Here is a 17,376-nt window from a genome sequence, read left to right on the forward strand (position 1 = left end):
AGCCCCTCCCCGGTCCGAAGAGGGGCTCCTTGTTAGTGAAATGATTGAAGTAGTTAGCGCGGCTTGACAGTCGCGCCTTGCGTGCCGGTCAAGATGGCGTTGGCCCAGTTGCCGCACACCTGGGCCGGTCGGGCGCCGCGCGCGCCCAGGGTGCGCAAACTGAGCTGGCTCAGGCCGCGCACGTCAATTTCGGGCTTGACCACCCCGGGAGCCGTGACCAGCCCGCTGTCGTACAGCAGCCGCTCGCCGCTCCAGACCTGGAATTGCAAGCCGCCCGCGCCGCGGCAGCTGTCGTCCACGCCCAGGTCGGCGCGCAGCAGATTCCAGTTGCCCGCCAGCTGCAGGTCGATGCGGCTGGCTGGCCCCACGCCGAGGCCCTTGCGGAACCACAGCCCGTTCATGCGCATCTCGGCGGCCTTGCCGGCCGGCCGGTCTTTCGCGACAGCCTTCGGCAGCGCCAGGTCCGACAGATAGCGCTGTACCTCCTCGCCATCGGCCACGCGGTGCTCAAGCACGCGGAATGCGGACAAGGTGACGGGCGCCACGTCGGTCGCCAGCGCCGCGTCGAACGCGCGCGCCACAGGCCCGGCCTGCGCCGCCGTGACCATCGGATCGGTGGACGCGGCGCCGTCGCCTTCCGGATTTTGCGTGCTCATGACGCGGAAGCGCAGCAAGCGCCCGGCCGTGGCGGGGAAATTGATCGTCTGTACGCCCTGTTCCAGCTTGAGGGTGCCGCGCGCAAGCGCCGCGCCCCAGTCGCCGTTGTTGTCGCCGATGTAGATTTCGTAGTCTCGCACCTGGCCATGCTTCCAGTGCTGATCGTTGCGCGGCGCCAGTTCGATGCCATCGACCAGGCGCCGCTCCGTAAAGCCGATCACCCATTCGTGCGGCCCGCTTTTCACGGACGGGCTGCGCACGGTGCGGAACCACGTCTCCGGCTTGCCATCGAAGGCGTTTTCCAGCGGGTAGCCGCTTTCTTCCGCAGGACGCGCCACCACCTGCATGGCGTCGGCCGGCAAGGCGCGGCCCGGCACGGGGGCGGCGGGGAAGTCGGCATCGATACGCGCCACGGCCAGCGCGCCGGCCACCTGCAAGGTCAAGGGCTGGCGGATATCCTGCGCCGCCACTTTCACGTGCAGCGTGCCTTGCCTGTCTGCCGCGTCGAAATACCAGGCATCAAACGCCTTGTCGTAGGCGGCGCGGTCGGAGGAGGCCGCGATCACGCGCTCGCCCGCCTTGACGGCGGCCGGGCGCTGGCCCGCCAGCATGCGCAGAGCATAGCCGCGGCGCGCTTCCTGGCCCTGGTAGTTGCCATCGACGGCACCGATGTCCACGCGCACGTCGCCGCCCGCCTGGCGCATGCGGATGACTTGCTGGCTGAAGGCGCCGCCCTGGTACTGGCGCGTGTTGCCATCGTCTTCATACAAGGTATATTCAGACTCGCCGTGCGGGTAGATGTCGAGCGTGAGCTGGTCCTTCGGCTTCTGGCCGTCGTACAGCATTTCCGGATACATGGGCAGGATGGCACCGGCGCGCACGAACACGGGCAGCTTGTCCAGGGTGACCTGCAGATCGAGGTCGCGTCCCTTCGCGTCCGCCGTGGCCTGACGGCCATCCCAGTAGTCGTACCACGTGCCCTGCGGCAGGTGGATGCCCTTGCGCCAGCCGCCGCTGACGGCCTGGCTGCGGTAGACGGGCGCCACCAGCACGTCGCGACCCAGCAGGAACTGGTATTTGTAGGCTTCCGTATAGGCGACCGGGTCTTGCGGGTAATCCCACATCAAGCCGCGCACCAGCGGCGCGCCCGATTGCTCCGCTTCGCGCACCAGCGTATACATATACGGCGTCAAACGCATCTTGAGTTTCAAATAGCGGCGGTTGATGTCGCGGTATGGCTCATCGAACCACCACGGGTGCTTGCGCTCGGCCGCGGCCCAGCCGGACATGCCCATCAGGACGGGCGTAAAGCTTTTCCACTGCAAGTCGCGCAGATAGGTTTCCGGGCTGCCGCCGAAGATGGCGTCCACGTCGCCGGACGCATACGCCTGGCCGGACAGGCCCGAGCCGATCAGGGTCGGAATGTGCCAGCGGATGTAGTCCCAGCTGGCGCTCTGGTCGCCCGTCCACGCCACGGCGTAGCGCTGGATGCCGGCCCAGCCCATCACCGTCCACAGGAAGGGGCGGCTGTCGGAGTTGTTCAGGATGCCGTCATAGGCCGACTTGTTCGCGTCCATGGCAAACTGATAGCCCTTGCCCGTCCACGCCACGTCCAGCTTTTGCACGCGGCTGCCCGCCTGGCCCACTTCCCAGGCGATCTTGTCGACGCCGTTTTCCGTCCACAGGCCCGTGCGGAAGCCGTAGCCTGCCAGCCCCTTCACCGTTTCCGGCAAATTCGTGTAGCCGCAGCCGTAGCCGTCGTTGGGCAGGATCCAGCCGCCCGGCATGTCGTGTTCGCGGTACTGGCGCGCCACGCTTTGCACCACGTCCGGCGTCTTGCCCGTGGGGCCGTCCGTCCAGCCCTTCGGCACGGAGCCGGGTTTCTTCACGTTGTCGCCATCGTTGTAGCAATCGGCGTCGCCGTATTCCAGCGCCCAGCGCGGCAGCATGCGCGCGCGGCCCGTCAAGTCCGTATAGCGGGCGACGACGTCGCGCAGGTCCTTGCCGACGAAGAAATACGCGTCGAAGCGCCCTTCCGCGTGCTGCAGCGAGATCTGCTGGCTGTCGCGCAAGTCGTAATTACCATCGGACCAGGTATTGCGCAGCATGCCCCAGCCCCGTGAACTCATCAAAAATGGCGCGGGATTCGGGCGGTCGCCTTCTTCCCAGCCACCCGAATACGACACGGGCACCTGCTTGCCCCTGAATTCGAAGCGCCCATTCTGCTGGCCGCCGCCGAAATAGCGCTCGCCCGGCAAACTGGAAAGCACCTGCACGCCCTGCTTGTCGTCGAGCGACAGCGGCTGCACTTCGCGCCACAGGGGCGCCGTGTCCCCCTTGCGGAACAGGGTAAAGCGCAAGGGTTTGCGGTCGATGCGCAGGCTCAGGGCTTCGGTGCTGATCACGATATGGCCGGGCTGCTCATCGATCTGGTACGCCACCTGCGCGGCAGGCTGGCCGACGACGATGGGCGCGGCCTTGTCGCCCGGGCCCGTCAAGCCGCCCTTGCCGCCCGCCTGGATGCGCAGCACGTCCGCCTGGGGCAGGCTGATACGCAGCTGCATGCCCGTATCGCTGCGCACATCCCAGCCCAGCGCCTCGCCCTTGGCCACATCGGCCGCGTGCACGGCGGAGAGAGTCTGCAAATTGCCGATAGGCGCGGCTTGCAGGCCCGGCGCGACCAGGGTGCCGAGGGCGGCGAGGACACAGGCGGCAAGCACGCGGCGGGGAAGCGGGAGAGGTTTCATCTGATGGCTTTCAAAAAAGTCGATGCGATGGAAATACTTTAAGAAGAAAAATAAATATCGTCAATCAAAAGAAAGTTATGACGTCAATTTATTAATAAAATGCCCAAAATTGGCACATTTTTCTTACGTTTTGCCAAAATCCCACAAAACACACTTTCGTTATCGTGGCATTTCAGCGACAGGCCGCAGCGCCAGCCCGTTCATGCGGCAGCGCAGCATGGTGCAAGCACCATAAAGCGGCATTGTTTCGCAAGCGACCAGACAATTTACTTTCGTTTTGCTTTCGTATTTGACTTTTCGAAATTTAGTATTTATGCTTTACCACAACAAACACTTTACTGACCTCACATGACTACCCTTCTTCAGCGTGACATTCAAACCTGGCGCGACATCGGCGGCCTGCACACGGCCGAGGAAATCGCCCACCAGCCGGCCATCTGGCGCGCACTGGCCGGCATTTTGCGCAAGGAGCAAGCCAGCCTGGCCGCCTTCCTCGGCGACGCGCTGTCCCATCCGCAGCAGCGCGTCATCCTGACGGGCGCCGGCAGCTCGGCGTATGTGGGCGAAATCGTCGTCGACACCCTGAACGCGGCCTGGCCCGCGCAGATCCGCGCCATCGCCACCACGACTTTGCTGACCCACCATGAGCTGTACCTGGAGGCGGACGCGCCCACCCTGCTCGTCTCGTTTGCCCGCAGCGGCGACAGCCCGGAAAGCCTGGCGGCCGTCGAACTGCTGCGCCAGGTCGTGCCCGGCGCGCGCTTCCTGAATATCACCTGCAACGCCGACGGCAAGCTGGCGCGCCAGGGCGCCAACGACAGCAATACCTATAACCTGCTGATGCCGGAAGGCAGCTGTGACCGGGGCTTCGCCATGACCAGCAGCTTTAGCAGCATGCTGCTGGCGGCCCTGTCGGTACTGGGCAAGGAGTCGGATCTGACGCGCCTGGACACCCTGGCGCAGCTGGGCGAACAAGCCTTGCGCGACTGGTCGGCCCCCGTGGCGGAACTGGGCTCGCAGCCGGTACAGCGCGTCGTCTACCTGGGCAGCGGCCCGCTGGAAGCGCTGGCCAAGGAAGCGGCATTGAAGATCCTCGAATTGACGGGCGGCCGCGTGATGGCGATGGCCAATACCGCGCTGGGCTTCCGCCACGGCCCGAAATCGGCCGTCACCACGGAGTCGCTGGTGGTCCTGCTGCGCAGCAGCAAGCCGCTGGCGCGCCAGTACGAAGACGATCTCTTAAAAGAACTGCAGCGCGACAGCGTGGCGCAGCGCTGCCTGACGGTGGGCATCGGCGGCGACTTATCTGCCAACTTGGCGGCCGACGCGCCGGCCTGGCCCGACGCCTGGCTGGCCCCGCTGTGGCTGCTGATGGCGCAGCAATATGCGCTGCACCAGTCCGCGCTGCTGCAACTGCGCCCCGACAATCCATTCGCCGGCGGCATCGTCAACCGTGTCGTGCAGGGCGTCACCATCTATGGCCATGACCAATTCTAATTCCATCCAGGGCTTTCACGGCATCGACATCGGCGGCAGCAAGATGGAGCTGGTCGCCTTTGCCGACCGCGACGGCGCATTGACCGAGGTGTTCCGCGAGCGCGTGGCCACGCCGGGCGACGATTTTAGCGCCTTCGTGCAGGCTATCGTCGACCTGGTGGCCCATGGCGATGCCGCCCTCGGCACGACGGCGCCCGTCGGCATCGGCTTGCCTGGCGTGATCGACAGCGCCACGGGCCGGCAGCTCAGTTCCAATGTGCCGGCGCTGAACGGCCGCCTGGTGGCGCAGACGCTGCAGCAAACCTTGCAGCGCCCCGTCGCCATCGGCAACGATTGCCAGTGCTTCGCCCTGTCCGAAGCGCAGGGCGGCGCGGCCGAGAATGCCGCCAGCATGTTCGGCGCCATCCTTGGCACGGGCGCCGGCGGCGGCTACTGCGTGGGCGGCCAGCTGCTGCGCGGCTTTAACGGCGTGGCCGGCGAATGGGGCCACTGGAGTCTGCCCGCCACCCTGCTGGCGCAGCACGGTCTGGCCGAATACCCCTGCCCGTGCGGCAAGGCGGGCTGCCTGGAGCGCTACGTCTCCGGTCCCGCCATGCGCAAGCTGCACGCGCATTTCGGCGGCGACGGCGCCGAGCCGCTGGCCATCGTGGCGCGCGCCAATATGGGCGACGCCGTGGCCCAGCGCACGGTGGCCGTGCACCTCGACGTGCTGGGCCACGCGCTGGCCGGCCTGGTGCTGGCCTACGACCCGCACGTCATCGTGCTCGGCGGCGGCCTGTCCAAGCTGCCGCACCTGTACGACAAGCTGCCGGCCGCCGTCAAGCGCCACCTGTTCCCCGGCGTGCACGTGCCGCCCATCCTGCCGCCGCTCTTTGGCGACGCCGGCGGCGCGCGCGGCGCGGCCCTTTTGATACGACAACATACAAAGGCATCATCATGATGACGCAAGCGGAAAACCCGACTTTTACCCTGTCGCCCATCCAGCAAGTGATCAAGGCGCACCGCCGCGGCGAGCGCGTGGGACTGTACGCCGTCTGCTGCAGCCACCCGAGCGTGCTGCGCGCCGCCATGCGCGTGGCCAGCGAATACGACACCGTGCTGCTGGTCGAGGCGACCTCGAACCAGGTCGACCAGTTCGGCGGCTACACGGGCATGACACCAAACGTTTTCCGCGACACCATGCTGGCACTGGCCCGCGAACAGGGTTTCCCCGCCAGCCGCCTGGTGCTGGGCGGCGACCACCTGGGTCCGAACGCCTGGCAGCACCTCGATGCGGCCACCGCCATGGACCACGCCGAAACGCTGATCGCCGCGTATGCGTCGGCCGGCTTCCATAAAATCCACCTCGATTGCAGCATGCGCTGTGCCGACGACCCCTTGCAGCTCGACGATGAAACCGTGGCCGCCCGTTCGGCGCGCCTGTGCATCGTCGCCGAAGCGGCGGCCGCCGCCGCCGGCTTCGCGCCGCCCGTCTACGTGATCGGCACGGAAGTGCCGATTCCCGGCGGCGAAGCGTCGCTGGCGCAGGCCGGCGCCGTCACCAGCCCGCAGGCCGCGCGCCGCACGCTGGACGTGCACCGCCGCGCCTTCCTGGACAACGAGCTGCACGGCGCCTGGCGCCGCGTCATCGCCATGGTGGTGCAGCCTGGCGTCGATTTCGACCAGAGCAGCATCCAGCATTACGATGCGCAGGCCGCCGCCGAGCTGTCGGCCTTTGTCGCCGAGCAGCCCGGCCTCGTGTTCGAAGCCCATTCCACCGACTACCAGCGCGAATCGGCCCTGCACGCCATGGTGCGCGACCATTTCGCCATCCTGAAAGTGGGTCCGGCCGCCACCTTCGCCTTGCGCGAAGCGCTGTATGCGCTGTGCCAGATCGAGCAGGAGCTGCTGCCGGCGCACGCCACCTCGCAGCTGATGCAGGTGCTCGACGACGTGATGGTGGCCAAGCCGAAGAACTGGATCAAGCATTACCTGGGCACGCCGCAAGAACAGCGATTGATGCGCCGCTACGGCTTGAGCGACCGCTGCCGCTACTACTGGGGCGAGCCGGAAGTGGCGGCCGCCGTCGGCAAGCTGCTGGCCAACCTCGACGCCGTGGCGATTCCGCTGCCGCTGCTGAGCCAGCACTTGCCGGAACAGTACCTGGCCGTGGTGCAGGGCGGGCTGCCGGCGCAGGCGCCGGCCTTGATCGAGCACAAGATCGGCAGCCTGCTGGCGCAATATGCGCGCGCCTGCAACCGCAATGCGGCGCTGCCCGTCATTGCCGAAGCGGCAATCTGTTAAGCTCGGTATTTTCACTTTTACCGAGCCCGCCACCATGCGAAATACCAGCCAACGCCGTGAATCCATCCTCCAAATGCTTGCCCAGCAGGGCTCGGTGCAAGTGACCGATCTGGTGGAAAAGCTCGGCGTGTCCGCGGTCACCATCCGCAGCGACTTGAATGCGCTGGAAGCGCAAGGCATGGCCACGCGCAGCCACGGCGGCGCGACCCTGACGCGCACGCCGCCGCCCGAGCACACGATACGCCAGAAGGACGCCATCAACCACGAGCAGAAGGAGCGCATCGGCGCCTATGCGGCGCGGCTGGTGGAACCGGGCGACAACATCATCATCGACTCGGGCACCACCACCATCTCGCTGGCGCGCCATCTGCGCGACGCGACCGGCGTGACGGTGGCCACGAATGGCCTCAACATCGCCTGGGAGCTGGCCGACGCGCCCGGCGTGGACCTGATCCTCACGGGCGGCCTGCTGCGCAAGCAGTCGCTGTCGATCCAGGGCAGCCAGGCCGAAACCTGCTTGCAGGCCTACAGTTTCGACAAGCTGTTTCTGGGCGTGGACGGCTTCGACCTGCAGTTTGGCGTCACTACCCACCATGAAGCGGAAGCGAGCCTGAACCACAAGATGGTGGAACGGGCGAAGAAAATCATCGTCCTCACGGACGCCTCCAAGTTCGGCCGCGTCAGCCTGCACCGCATCGTGCAGCTGGACCGCGTCGATACCGTCATCACCGATGCCAGCATCAGCCAGGAGTACCGCGAAGGGCTGCACAAGCTGGGCATCGAACTTTTTATAGCGGAATAACACATGCTGAGCGGCAGAATCCTTACCCCATCTGGCTGGATTACGGGCACCATCACTTTTGACCAGCGCATCGTCCAGATACAGGAAGACCCCGCCGCCGACAGCGCGCTGACCATCCTGCCCGGCTTCATCGACCTGCACGTGCACGGCGCGGCCGGCGTCGATATCATGGAAGGCGCAAACGCGGGCGCCAGCGTGGCGCAGGTGCATGCGCGCCACGGCACCACGGCCCTGCTGGGCACCACCCTGACGGCCAAGGAACCGTCGATCGTGCGCGCCCTGCAAGGCCTGGCCGGCGTCATCGCCGAACGCCCGTCCAACGGCGCGCGCATGCTGGGCGTGCACCTGGAAGGGCCGTTTTTAAATTTGCACCGCCTGGGCGCGCAGCCGCCCGACGTGGTGCAGGCCAGCCTGGCGCTGGTGCAGCGCTTCCACGCCATCGCGCCCATCAAGGTGCTGACCATGGCGCCGGAAATCGCCGGCCACCTGGAACTGATCCCGCAACTGGCGGCCATGGGCATCCGCGTGCAGATCGGCCACAGCGCCGGCACGTATGACGAAGGCGTGGCGGCGCTGCAGGCCGGCGTCTCGGGCTTTACCCACCTGTACAACGGCATGACGGGCATGACGCACTACGACCCCGGCATGGTGGGCGCGGCGCTGGCGCATGCCGAATACGCGGAAATCATCCCCGACCTGCAGCATGTGGCCAAGGGCGCCCTGCGCGCGGCCCTGCGCGCCATCCCCCGCCTGTACGGCGTGACGGACGCCACCTCGGCCACCGGCATGCCAGATGGCGAATACGGCCTGGGCACGCAGCGCGTCTACAAATGCATGGGCTGCGTGCGCCTGGCCACGGGCTCGCTGGCCGGCAGCGTGCTGACCATGGACCAGGCGCTGCGCAATTTCGTCGACCTGGGCCTGGACCTGGCCGACGCCTCGAACCGCCTCTCGCTGTACCCCGCCGATTACCTGGGCGAATTCGAACGGGGCCGCCTGGCACCCGGCGCCTGGGCCGATATCGTCGTCCTCGATTCCCGGTTACAGCCGGTGTCCGTCTTCGTCGAAGGCGCGGCCATCGATCTTTCCACCCGCTAGACCCCTACCACCCACCTCAACCCCGTCCCGGAGTTACCATGCACGACACGTCACACAAGGCCCCCGTGTGGGCCATGCGCTACCTGCTATTTATTGCCGGCATGGGGGGATTGCTGTATGGCATAGACATCGGCATCATCGCCGGCGCCCTGCCCTACCTGGAATCGACGGCCTCGGTGGCGTGGAAACTGACGGCCCAGCAGCTGAGCTTCATCGTCGCCGCCGTGCTGCTGGGCTCGGTACTCTCGTCGCTGTTCGCCGGTGCCCTGGCCGACCTGCTGGGCCGGCGCTGGCTGATGTTCCTGGCCGGCGCCCTGTTCAGCGCCAGCATCCCGCTGATCGCGCTGGCCGACGGCTACACGCCGCTGCTGCTGGGACGCCTGCTGCAAGGCATCAGCGGCGGCCTGATCGGCGTCGTCGTGCCCCTGTACCTGGCCGAATGTCTGCCCGCGCAGCAGCGAGGACGCGGTGCCGCCCTGTTCCAGCTGCTGCTGACCATCGGCCTGGTGGCGGCCGCCCTGATCGGCCTGCTGCAGGCGCAGACGGTGGAAACGGCCACGCAGGCGGCGCAAGCGCTGCCGGAAGCAGACCGCATCGCCGCCATCTTCACGGCCAAGGATCACGCCTGGCGCAGCATCTTCTGGGTCTGCCTGACGCCAGGCCTCGTATTTACCATCGGCGCCCTGCTGCTGGCCGAATCGCCGCGCTGGCTGGTCCGCCGCGGCCGCATCGAACAGGCGCGCCAGTCGCTGCTGCGCACGCGCCTGCCCGCCGCCGCCGAGCTGGAGCTGCGCGAAATGCTCGATACGCCCGAGAACGCGGCCAAGGCCAGCGGCAAGGCGAAAGACCCGCTGCTGAGCCGCCGCTACGTGCTGCCCTTCCTGCTTGCGTGCCTGATCCTCGCCTGCACCCAGGCGACGGGCATCAATTCCATCCTCGCCTATGTCGTCAATATCTTGAACCAGGCGGGCCTGTCGGGCGCCTCGGCGAATATGGCAGATGTACTTTTAAAGGTACTTAACGCCGTGATGACGGTGGTGGCCGTGCTGCTGGTCGACCGCAAGGGCCGCAAGTTCCTGCTGATGCTGGGCACGGGCGGCATCATCGTCTCGCTGCTGGCGGCCGGCCTGCTGTTCCGCGGCGCGGAAGCCCACCTGGCCGACGTGCGCCCCGCCATCGCCGCCCAGGCGCACAACGACGGCCTGGCCGTCCACCTCGATGCACCGGCCCTGCAGGCCCTGGGCGCGGCCGCCGACGGCACGCCGCAGCAGCTGACCATCGCCTACGCCTACGGCCCCTTCACCAACGTAAAAAGCCTGCGCAGCGACGATCCCGTGCTGCGCCAGGTGACGATCGCCCGCGAAGACGCCGTGCAGGCCGACAGCGTGATCGGCGTATTCTTCCGCAAGCTGCACCTGAACCCGTTCGCCGACCCGGCCGCCGGGCGCGAGGCGCCGCTGCGCATCGAGAAGGCCAGCCTGGGTCCCGTGCCTTCTGCCACGCATGGCTGGCTGGTGGCCGTCGCCATCTGCGTGTTCGTCTCCAGCTTTGCCGTGGGACCGGGCGTGTGCGTGTGGCTGGCCCTGTCGGAGCTGATGCCGACGCGTATCCGTTCGAACGGCATGAGCATCGCCCTGCTGGTGAACCAGTTCGTCTCGACGGTGATCGCCGCCATCTTCCTGCCCACCGTGGGCTTGCATGGCTATTCGACCCTGTTCTTCTTCGGCGCCGGCTGCACCGTGCTGTATTTCCTGGCCGCAGCAATTTTGCTCCCCGAAACGAAGGGCAAGACCCTGGAAGAGATCGAAGCGCACTTTTCCAGGTAACCAACTGTAGCACTCTCCTTTCCAGCCCCGGACCACCATCCGGGGCTGTTTTTTTGCCTGTCAGGCAAGTTTACAACGCTGGTGCGCACGGCACCGTACGGTTTTCCTTCTGGAATCATGGGCGCGTGGGCTAGAATCTGGCTGCGTCGTGCTACTCACGAGGCGGCAATGGCGCCATGACAAAAAACCACCAGGAGACACAGTGAGCTTATTTAGAACCAAGAATTTGGATGATATGATTGCCCACAGCAAGAAGCCGGGAGGACTGGCCAAGGTGCTGGGGCCCTTCGACCTGGTGCTCATGGGCATAGGCGCCATCGTCGGCACCGGTATTTTCGTGCTCACCGGCACAGGCGCCCTGACGGCCGGCCCGGCCCTGTCGCTGTCCTTCGTCGTGGCGGCCGTCGCCTGCTGCTTCGCCGCTCTCTGCTATGCGGAATTCGCCTCCACCGTGCCGGTGGCCGGCTCCATCTACACCTACAGCTATGCCACCCTCGGTGAGCTGGCCGCCTGGATGATAGGCTGGGACTTGCTGCTCGAGTACGGTCTGGCCGCGGCCGCCGTCTCCGTCGGCTGGTCCGGCTACTTCCAGTCGCTGCTGTCCGGCTTTGGCGTCACCCTGCCCGTGGCCCTGACGGCCGCACCGGGCGCGCTGCCCGGCGTGACCACCTTCATCAACCTGCCGGCCCTCGTCATCATGCTGCTGCTGACGGCCATGCTGGGCTGGGGCGTGCGCGAATCGGCGCGCCTGAACAACATCATGGTGGCCATCAAGGTGGGCGTGGTGCTGCTGTTCATCATCTTCGGCGCGCGTCACGTGCAGCCGGCCAACTGGCAGCCCTACATGCCGTTCGGCTACCACGGCATGCTGAGCGCCGCCGCCCTCGTCTTCTTCGCCTTCATCGGCTTTGACGCCGTCACTTCGGCCGCCGAGGAAGTCAAGAAGCCGTCGCGCGACCTGCCGATCGGCATTATCGGCTCGCTGGCCGTGTGCGCCGTGCTGTACGTGGTGGTCTCGGCCATCATGACGGGCATCGTGCCATATCAAAAATTCCTCGGCGTCGACCATCCCGTCTCGCTGGCCCTGCAGTATGCGGGCGAAAACTGGATCGCCGGCTTCGTCGACCTGGGCGCCATCCTCGGCATGACCACGGTGATCCTCGTGATGGCCTTCGGCCAGACGCGCATCATCTTCGCCATGTCGCGCGACGGCCTGCTGCCCAAGCGCCTGTCGACCGTGCACCCGCGCTTCCACACGCCGTTCTTCGCCACCTGGCTGGTCGGCATCGTCTTCGGCCTGATCGCCGCCACGATCCCGCTCAACATCCTCGCCGAGCTGATCAACATAGGCACGCTGGCCGCCTTCACCATGGTCTCCGTCGCTGTCGTGGTGCTGCGCAAGAAGCGTCCCGACCTGCCGCGCGCCTTCCGCTGCCCCGGCGTGCCGTACGTGCCGGCGCTGGCCGTGATCCTGTGCGTGGGCCTGATGAGCTTCCTCAGCTGGGTCACCTGGATGGCCTTTTCCATCTGGCTGGTGATCGGCCTGGCCATCTACTTCGGCTACGCGCGCCGGCGTTCGCTGCTGCACCCGCCAGCCTGACCGGCCCGCGCACCGCTGCCGCCCTCACGCCGGCAGCGGCCGCGCCGGCCCCGGCACGGACNGGTTGCCTTTTCCCATCGGGGTGGGTATCGGCCTGCCCATCTACTTCGCCTACGCGCGCCGGCGTTCGCTCCGCCACCCGCCAGCCTGACCGGCCCGCGCACCGCTGCCGCCCTCACGCCGGCAGCGGCCGCGCCGGCCCCGGCACGGACAACAGCTTGCGCGCTGCGGCGGCCCGGGCGGGCGGCCGTGACGGGGCGCCGGCCGCCACACTGCGCACCAGCTGGAAGGAATCGACCAGCGTTGCCAGTTGCACGGCCTGCTGCTGCATGTCGGCCGCCGCGGCGGCGGCCTGCTCGACCAGGGCCGCATTTTGCTGCGTCACGTCATCCATCTGCGTGATGGCATGGTTGACCTGCTCGATGCCCTCGCTCTGCTCCTGGCTGGCGGCCGTGATGTCGGCCATGTAGCCGGCCACCTGGCGCACCGACTGCTCGATATCGGCCATCGTCCTGCCGGCGTCCTGCACCAGCCTGCTGCCCACGTCCACCTTGTCGACCGAATCGCTGATCAGCACCTTGATTTCCTTGGCCGCCTGGGCCGAGCGGTGCGCCAGGCTGCGTACCTCGGACGCCACCACGGCAAAGCCGCGCCCCTGTTCCCCGGCCCGCGCCGCTTCCACGGCCGCATTCAGGGCCAGGATATTCGTCTGGAAGGCGATGCCGTCGATCACGCCGATGATGTCGACGATCTTGCGCGAGCTGTCCTGGATCGTGCCCATGGTGGCGATCACCTGCGACATGGCTTGCTCGCCCCTGTGCGCGGTCTCCGATGCGGTGCTGACGAGGCGGTTCGCCTCGCGCGCATTGTCGGCATTCTGCCTGACCGTGCCCGTCAGCTCTTCCATCGACGACGCCGTCTCCTCCAGCGTGCTGGCCTGCGACTCCGTGCGCCGCGACAGGTTCGCATTGCCTGCGGCGATTTCCTCGGCGCCGCGGCCCACCACCCCCGTCGATTCCTTGATTTGCCCGACCAGCAGCTTGACGTTCGTCTGCAGCACGCGCAGCGCCTGCACTACCGCCGTCAGTTCGTCGTTGCCGCTGGCGCTGATGCTGCCCGATAAATCACCGGCGCTCATGCGCTCGATATCGCTGCGCATGCGCTCCAGCGGCGCCACGGCCGAGCGCTGCAAGGTGTAGCCGCCCGCCGCGCACGACACCACGCCGCACAGGGTACTGAACAGCATCGGCATGCCGGCGTGTCCCGCCGCCACGTAGGAAATGGCCGGCGCGGCGACAAACAGCAGCGCCAGGGTGCCGAAGACGAGGCCCATCCTGGCGCGCAGCGACAGCTGCGCCATCAGCTTCAGGCGCCGCAGGGCCGAGCGGGGCACGGCGGCGCCTTCGCGCACTTCGAGCGTCGTGCTGCCTTGCTTGATGGCCTGGTATGCGCGCTCGGCGGCGGCCACCTGTTCCCGGCTGGGTTTCACGCGGATCGAGGTGTAGCCCACCATCTGGCCGTTTTCCAGCATCGGCGCGGCATTCGCTTCCACCCAGTAGTAATCGCCATTCTTGCAGCGGTTCTTGACCATGCCCGTCCACGCCTTGCCGCTCTTGATGGTGCGCCAGAAGTCGGCGAAGGCCTCGACCGGCATGTCCGGATGGCGCACGATGTTTTGCGGCGCGCCGATCAGCTCCTCGGCCGAAAAGCCGCTGATGTCGATGAAATCCTGGTTGACATAGGTGATGTTGCCCTTCAGGTCAGTCTTCGATACCACCGTCTGACCATCGTGAAGCACATATTCCCTGTTCGTTACCGGCATATTTGTACGCATGTCTGTCTCCTCTATCTACATTGACCTGGCTTGCACCGTCCGCTTGAGCGCCATTCACTACTGGCTGCTGCCTGGATCCCGAAGGAGCGGGAGGAGCATCGTTGCAACAACTCCTCATCCTGCCGCTCATTCACTACTTTTTGATTTAGATCAAATTTATTTTGCTACATAAATTTACCAATTACAACATTTAAATTAAAAATTTAAACGAATTTGTCATTTTTGAAATGGTGACAAAGGGATAGATTCCCGCGCCGCCACAGTGAAAAACACGCTACCAGGCGTATATCAAGCAAAAAAACCACAGTTGCGCCATGAATACAAATCATTAAAATCATGAAATTCATTGCATTCTATTTTATTTGAGGTATGATGATTGACATGGGGAAATAAAACCGATGCGAAGACATCGTGGCTTCGCCTTCGGAAATCCGCACCTATGTAGGGGAGATACGCATGAACAAAGTCCTGGCCTTGCGCCTGCTCGACGCCGCAGAAGACGCTGCCGTCATCATCGACGCCGCTTCACGCATCCAGTATGCAAACGACGCCATGTATGCGCTGAGCGGCTATACGCCGGGCAGCCTCGCGGGACAGCAAATCGAGGCGCTGCTGCCGGACGCCGTGCGCGAGCAGCACGGCGCGCAGATCAGCGCCTATCTGGCCGGCGAAAAGAAATCCAGGGTTCTCGGGCACAAGCGCCATTTCGCCATTCGCCACCACGACGGCTCGATGCTGCCCATCGTGCTCAAGGCCATGGACCTGGGCAAGCTCGGCGACGACAACTACATGGGCGCCTTTTTCATCGACCAGCGCCGCGAGCGCGCCATCGAGCAGCAGAATGCGGCCCGCTGGCAGCAACTGCAGCGCATCGCCCTGAGCGACCCGCTGACCCACCTGCCCAACCGCCGCGCCTTCGAGGTCGAAGCCGTGCGCTCGGCCGCGCGGGCCAGGCGCGCGCGCAGCTCCCTGGCCATCGGCATCGCCGACATCGATTTCTTCAAGCACGTCAACGACCAGCATGGCCATGCCGCCGGCGACGCCGTCCTGCAAGCCGTCGCCGCCGTGTTCCAGTTCCAGGCGCGGGCCTCGGACGTCGTCGCCCGCGTGGGCGGCGAGGAATTCGGCTTCCTGTTCCCGCATACGGACATGGCCAAGGCCTGCCAGGTGGCCGAGCGCATACGCTGCGCCGTGGAAGAGACGCGTTTCGAGTTCGGCAAGCTGCACATTCCCGTGACGATCAGTATCGGCCTGGCGCCGCTGCCAGACAGCGGCGACTGGAAGGAGGGCTTCATGCGCGCCGACGCCGCGCTGTACCAGGCCAAGAACAATGGCCGCAACCGCATCGAGCAAGCCTGAGTACCCGGCCACATCCGGCTTTTCATTCACCACGCAGCACCTGACAGGAGCAAGCACATGGAAACCACCACGACACACGCCGCAGCAGCGAGCCAGCTGGCGCAAGCGGACGCCCGGGAATTGCTGGTCTTCGGACTCGGCAAGGAGGAATATGCGATCGACATCGGCCTGGTGCAGGAAATCCGCGGCTACGGCGCCGTCACCCGCATCGCCAACGCCCCCGCCTTCCTCAAGGGCTTCATCCACCTGCGCGGCAGCATCGTGCCGCTGGTCGACCTGCGCATCTCGCTGGGCCAGGCCGACCCCGCCTACGACGCCTCGACCGTGGTGATCATCCTGATCTTCGCGCATGGCGCCACCGGCATCGTGGTCGACCGCGTGGCCGACGTGGTGCCGCTGGCGCCGGCGCAGATCAAGCCGCCGCCGCAGCTGCACGGCTCGGCGATGGCCGGCCACGTGACGGCCATCGGCGCCCTGGACGAACGCATGCTGATCGTGCTCGACATGGATAGCCTGCTGGCGGGCATGGGCATGCACGCCGGCGGAAAACTGGCGGCCTGAGACAGCCGCCAGCCCCTTCCAGCATACGAACCCGCCCCGCCGGAGACACCATGAGCATCCTGATCGTCGACGACAACGACACCAACCTGCACCTGCTTTCGAGTTTGGCCCACAAGGCCAGCGCCATCGATCCCGTCTGCATGAACGATCCCATCGATGCCCTGTACTGGTGCGAATCGCACGTGCCGGACCTGGTCTTGCTCGACTACCGGATGCCCAGCCTGTCGGGCAATGAATTTCTCAGCATCTTCCGCAAGATGCCGCACATGGCCGATATCCCCATCATCATGGTGACCACGGAAAACGACCGCGCCGTGCGCAACCAGGCGTTTTCTCTGGGCGTGACGGAATTTCTCACCAAACCCGTCGACACCGTCGAGTTCAGTTTGCGCGTACGCAACCTGCTGGCCCTGCGCACGGCGCAAACCATGCTGGCCGACCGCGCCAAGCTGCTCGAGCACGAGGTGCGCCAGGCCATCGCCGACGTTACGGCGCGCGAAATGGAGCTGGTCACGCGCCTGGCGCGGGCGGCCGAATTCCGCGACCCCGAAACGGGCGGCCACATCATGCGCATGGCCCGCTACTCGGCGCTGATCGCCAGCAACCTGGGACTGACGCCGGAATGGCAGGAGCTGCTGCTCAAGGCGGCGCCCATGCACGACGTGGGCAAGCTGGCCACGCCCGACCACATCCTGCTCAAGCCGGGCCGGCTGGACCCCGATGAAATGGCCATCATGCGCCAGCATGCGGAAATCGGCGGCCAGATCCTCGCCGGCAGCGATTCGCCGCTGATCCGCCTGGCCGAGGAAATCGCCAGCGGCCACCATGAAAAATACGACGGCAGCGGCTATCCGCGCGGCCTGGCGGGCGAGCAGATACCTTTATCGGCGCGCATCGTGGCCGTGGCCGACGTCTTCGACGCCCTCAGTTCGGAGCGCCCGTACAAGCCGGCCTGGCCTTTGGAGCAGGCGCGCCTGTTCCTGCAGCAGAACAAGGGCAGCCATTTCTGCCCGCGCTGCATCGACGCCTTCCTGGGCGCCTGGGACGAGGTGCTGGCCATCCGCGACAGCCTGCCCGACCCCGTCCATCCCCACGCCCACCCACTCTAAGCG

General features: G+C 66.0%; 12 protein-coding genes. 10 read left to right on the forward strand and 2 right to left on the reverse strand.

Annotation, left to right across the window (positions count from 1 at the left end; translation table 11 throughout):
- Nucleotides 1-53: 53 nt before the first annotated feature.
- A complete protein-coding gene (locus CBW50_RS21290; protein ID WP_226935617.1) occupies nt 54-3,404 on the reverse strand; it encodes a TIM-barrel domain-containing protein in 3,351 nt (1,116 codons plus the stop codon).
- Nucleotides 3,405-3,752: 348 nt separating this feature from the next.
- On the opposite strand from CBW50_RS21290, the gene CBW50_RS21295 reads away from it, so the two are divergent.
- The 7 genes from CBW50_RS21295 (at nt 3,753) to CBW50_RS21325 (ending at nt 12,510) form a co-directional block, all read left to right on the forward strand.
- Nucleotides 3,753-4,901 (forward strand): SIS domain-containing protein, encoded by a 1,149-nt coding sequence (locus CBW50_RS21295; RefSeq protein WP_086147399.1) that lies wholly within the window; start codon nt 3,753-3,755, stop codon nt 4,899-4,901.
- Nucleotides 4,888-5,841: an ROK family protein gene (locus CBW50_RS21300; protein WP_216356389.1), complete on the forward strand. Its 954-nt coding sequence runs from the start codon at nt 4,888-4,890 to the stop codon at nt 5,839-5,841. Before CBW50_RS21295 ends, CBW50_RS21300 begins: the two co-directional genes overlap by 14 nt.
- Nucleotides 5,841-7,184, forward strand: a complete 1,344-nt coding sequence (locus tag CBW50_RS21305; RefSeq protein ID WP_216356390.1) for a D-tagatose-bisphosphate aldolase, class II, non-catalytic subunit — start codon at nt 5,841-5,843, stop codon at nt 7,182-7,184. Before CBW50_RS21300 ends, CBW50_RS21305 begins: the two co-directional genes overlap by 1 nt.
- 34 nt (nt 7,185-7,218) lie before the next feature.
- The gene (locus tag CBW50_RS21310) at nt 7,219-7,986 is read left to right on the forward strand and encodes a DeoR family transcriptional regulator (protein WP_070223655.1); all 768 of its coding nucleotides are present in this window, start codon (nt 7,219-7,221) and stop codon (nt 7,984-7,986) included.
- Between the two features lie 3 nt (nt 7,987-7,989).
- Nucleotides 7,990-9,084, forward strand: coding sequence for an amidohydrolase family protein (locus CBW50_RS21315; RefSeq protein ID WP_086147400.1), 1,095 nt, complete (start codon nt 7,990-7,992; stop codon nt 9,082-9,084).
- 38 nt (nt 9,085-9,122) lie between these two features.
- Nucleotides 9,123-10,910, forward strand: coding sequence for an MFS transporter (locus CBW50_RS21320; protein ID WP_086147401.1), 1,788 nt, complete (start codon nt 9,123-9,125; stop codon nt 10,908-10,910).
- A gap of 202 nt (nt 10,911-11,112) precedes the next feature.
- The gene (locus tag CBW50_RS21325; RefSeq protein WP_086147402.1) at nt 11,113-12,510 is read left to right on the forward strand and encodes an amino acid permease; all 1,398 of its coding nucleotides are present in this window, start codon (nt 11,113-11,115) and stop codon (nt 12,508-12,510) included.
- Nucleotides 12,511-12,685: 175 nt separating this feature from the next.
- On the opposite strand, the gene CBW50_RS21330 is transcribed toward CBW50_RS21325, so the two are convergent.
- The gene (locus CBW50_RS21330) at nt 12,686-14,344 is read right to left on the reverse strand and encodes a PAS domain-containing methyl-accepting chemotaxis protein (RefSeq protein ID WP_086147403.1); all 1,659 of its coding nucleotides are present in this window, start codon (nt 14,342-14,344) and stop codon (nt 12,686-12,688) included.
- A gap of 456 nt (nt 14,345-14,800) precedes the next feature.
- On the opposite strand from CBW50_RS21330, the gene CBW50_RS21335 reads away from it, so the two are divergent.
- From CBW50_RS21335 to CBW50_RS21345, 3 genes are read left to right on the forward strand one after another with little or no spacing between them, the layout of a single operon-like run.
- A complete protein-coding gene (locus CBW50_RS21335) occupies nt 14,801-15,703 on the forward strand; it encodes a sensor domain-containing diguanylate cyclase (protein WP_086147404.1) in 903 nt (300 codons plus the stop codon).
- Between the two features lie 57 nt (nt 15,704-15,760).
- Nucleotides 15,761-16,264 (forward strand): chemotaxis protein CheW, encoded by a 504-nt coding sequence (locus CBW50_RS21340; RefSeq protein ID WP_086147405.1) that lies wholly within the window; start codon nt 15,761-15,763, stop codon nt 16,262-16,264.
- A 50-nt stretch (nt 16,265-16,314) separates the two neighbouring features.
- Complete coding sequence (locus tag CBW50_RS21345; RefSeq protein WP_086147406.1) at nt 16,315-17,373, forward strand: HD domain-containing phosphohydrolase; 1,059 nt, start codon at nt 16,315-16,317, stop codon at nt 17,371-17,373.
- Nucleotides 17,374-17,376 lie beyond the last annotated feature (3 nt).

Origin of the sequence: Janthinobacterium sp. GW458P (assembly GCF_002127585.1) — a bacterium.
Lineage (GTDB): Bacteria > Pseudomonadota > Gammaproteobacteria > Burkholderiales > Burkholderiaceae_D > Janthinobacterium.

Coding starts and splice junctions, on each gene's coding strand:
- CBW50_RS21290 (WP_226935617.1), bottom strand. CDS start 3,404: ATGAAACCTCTCCCGCTTCCCCGCCGCGTGCTTGCCGCCTGTGTCCTC.
- CBW50_RS21295 (WP_086147399.1), top strand. CDS start 3,753: ATGACTACCCTTCTTCAGCGTGACATTCAAACCTGGCGCGACATCGGC.
- CBW50_RS21300 (WP_216356389.1), top strand. CDS start 4,888: ATGACCAATTCTAATTCCATCCAGGGCTTTCACGGCATCGACATCGGC.
- CBW50_RS21305 (WP_216356390.1), top strand. CDS start 5,841: ATGACGCAAGCGGAAAACCCGACTTTTACCCTGTCGCCCATCCAGCAA.
- CBW50_RS21310 (WP_070223655.1), top strand. CDS start 7,219: ATGCGAAATACCAGCCAACGCCGTGAATCCATCCTCCAAATGCTTGCC.
- CBW50_RS21315 (WP_086147400.1), top strand. CDS start 7,990: ATGCTGAGCGGCAGAATCCTTACCCCATCTGGCTGGATTACGGGCACC.
- CBW50_RS21320 (WP_086147401.1), top strand. CDS start 9,123: ATGCACGACACGTCACACAAGGCCCCCGTGTGGGCCATGCGCTACCTG.
- CBW50_RS21330 (WP_086147403.1), bottom strand. CDS start 14,344: ATGCGTACAAATATGCCGGTAACGAACAGGGAATATGTGCTTCACGAT.
- CBW50_RS21335 (WP_086147404.1), top strand. CDS start 14,801: ATGAACAAAGTCCTGGCCTTGCGCCTGCTCGACGCCGCAGAAGACGCT.
- CBW50_RS21340 (WP_086147405.1), top strand. CDS start 15,761: ATGGAAACCACCACGACACACGCCGCAGCAGCGAGCCAGCTGGCGCAA.
- CBW50_RS21345 (WP_086147406.1), top strand. CDS start 16,315: ATGAGCATCCTGATCGTCGACGACAACGACACCAACCTGCACCTGCTT.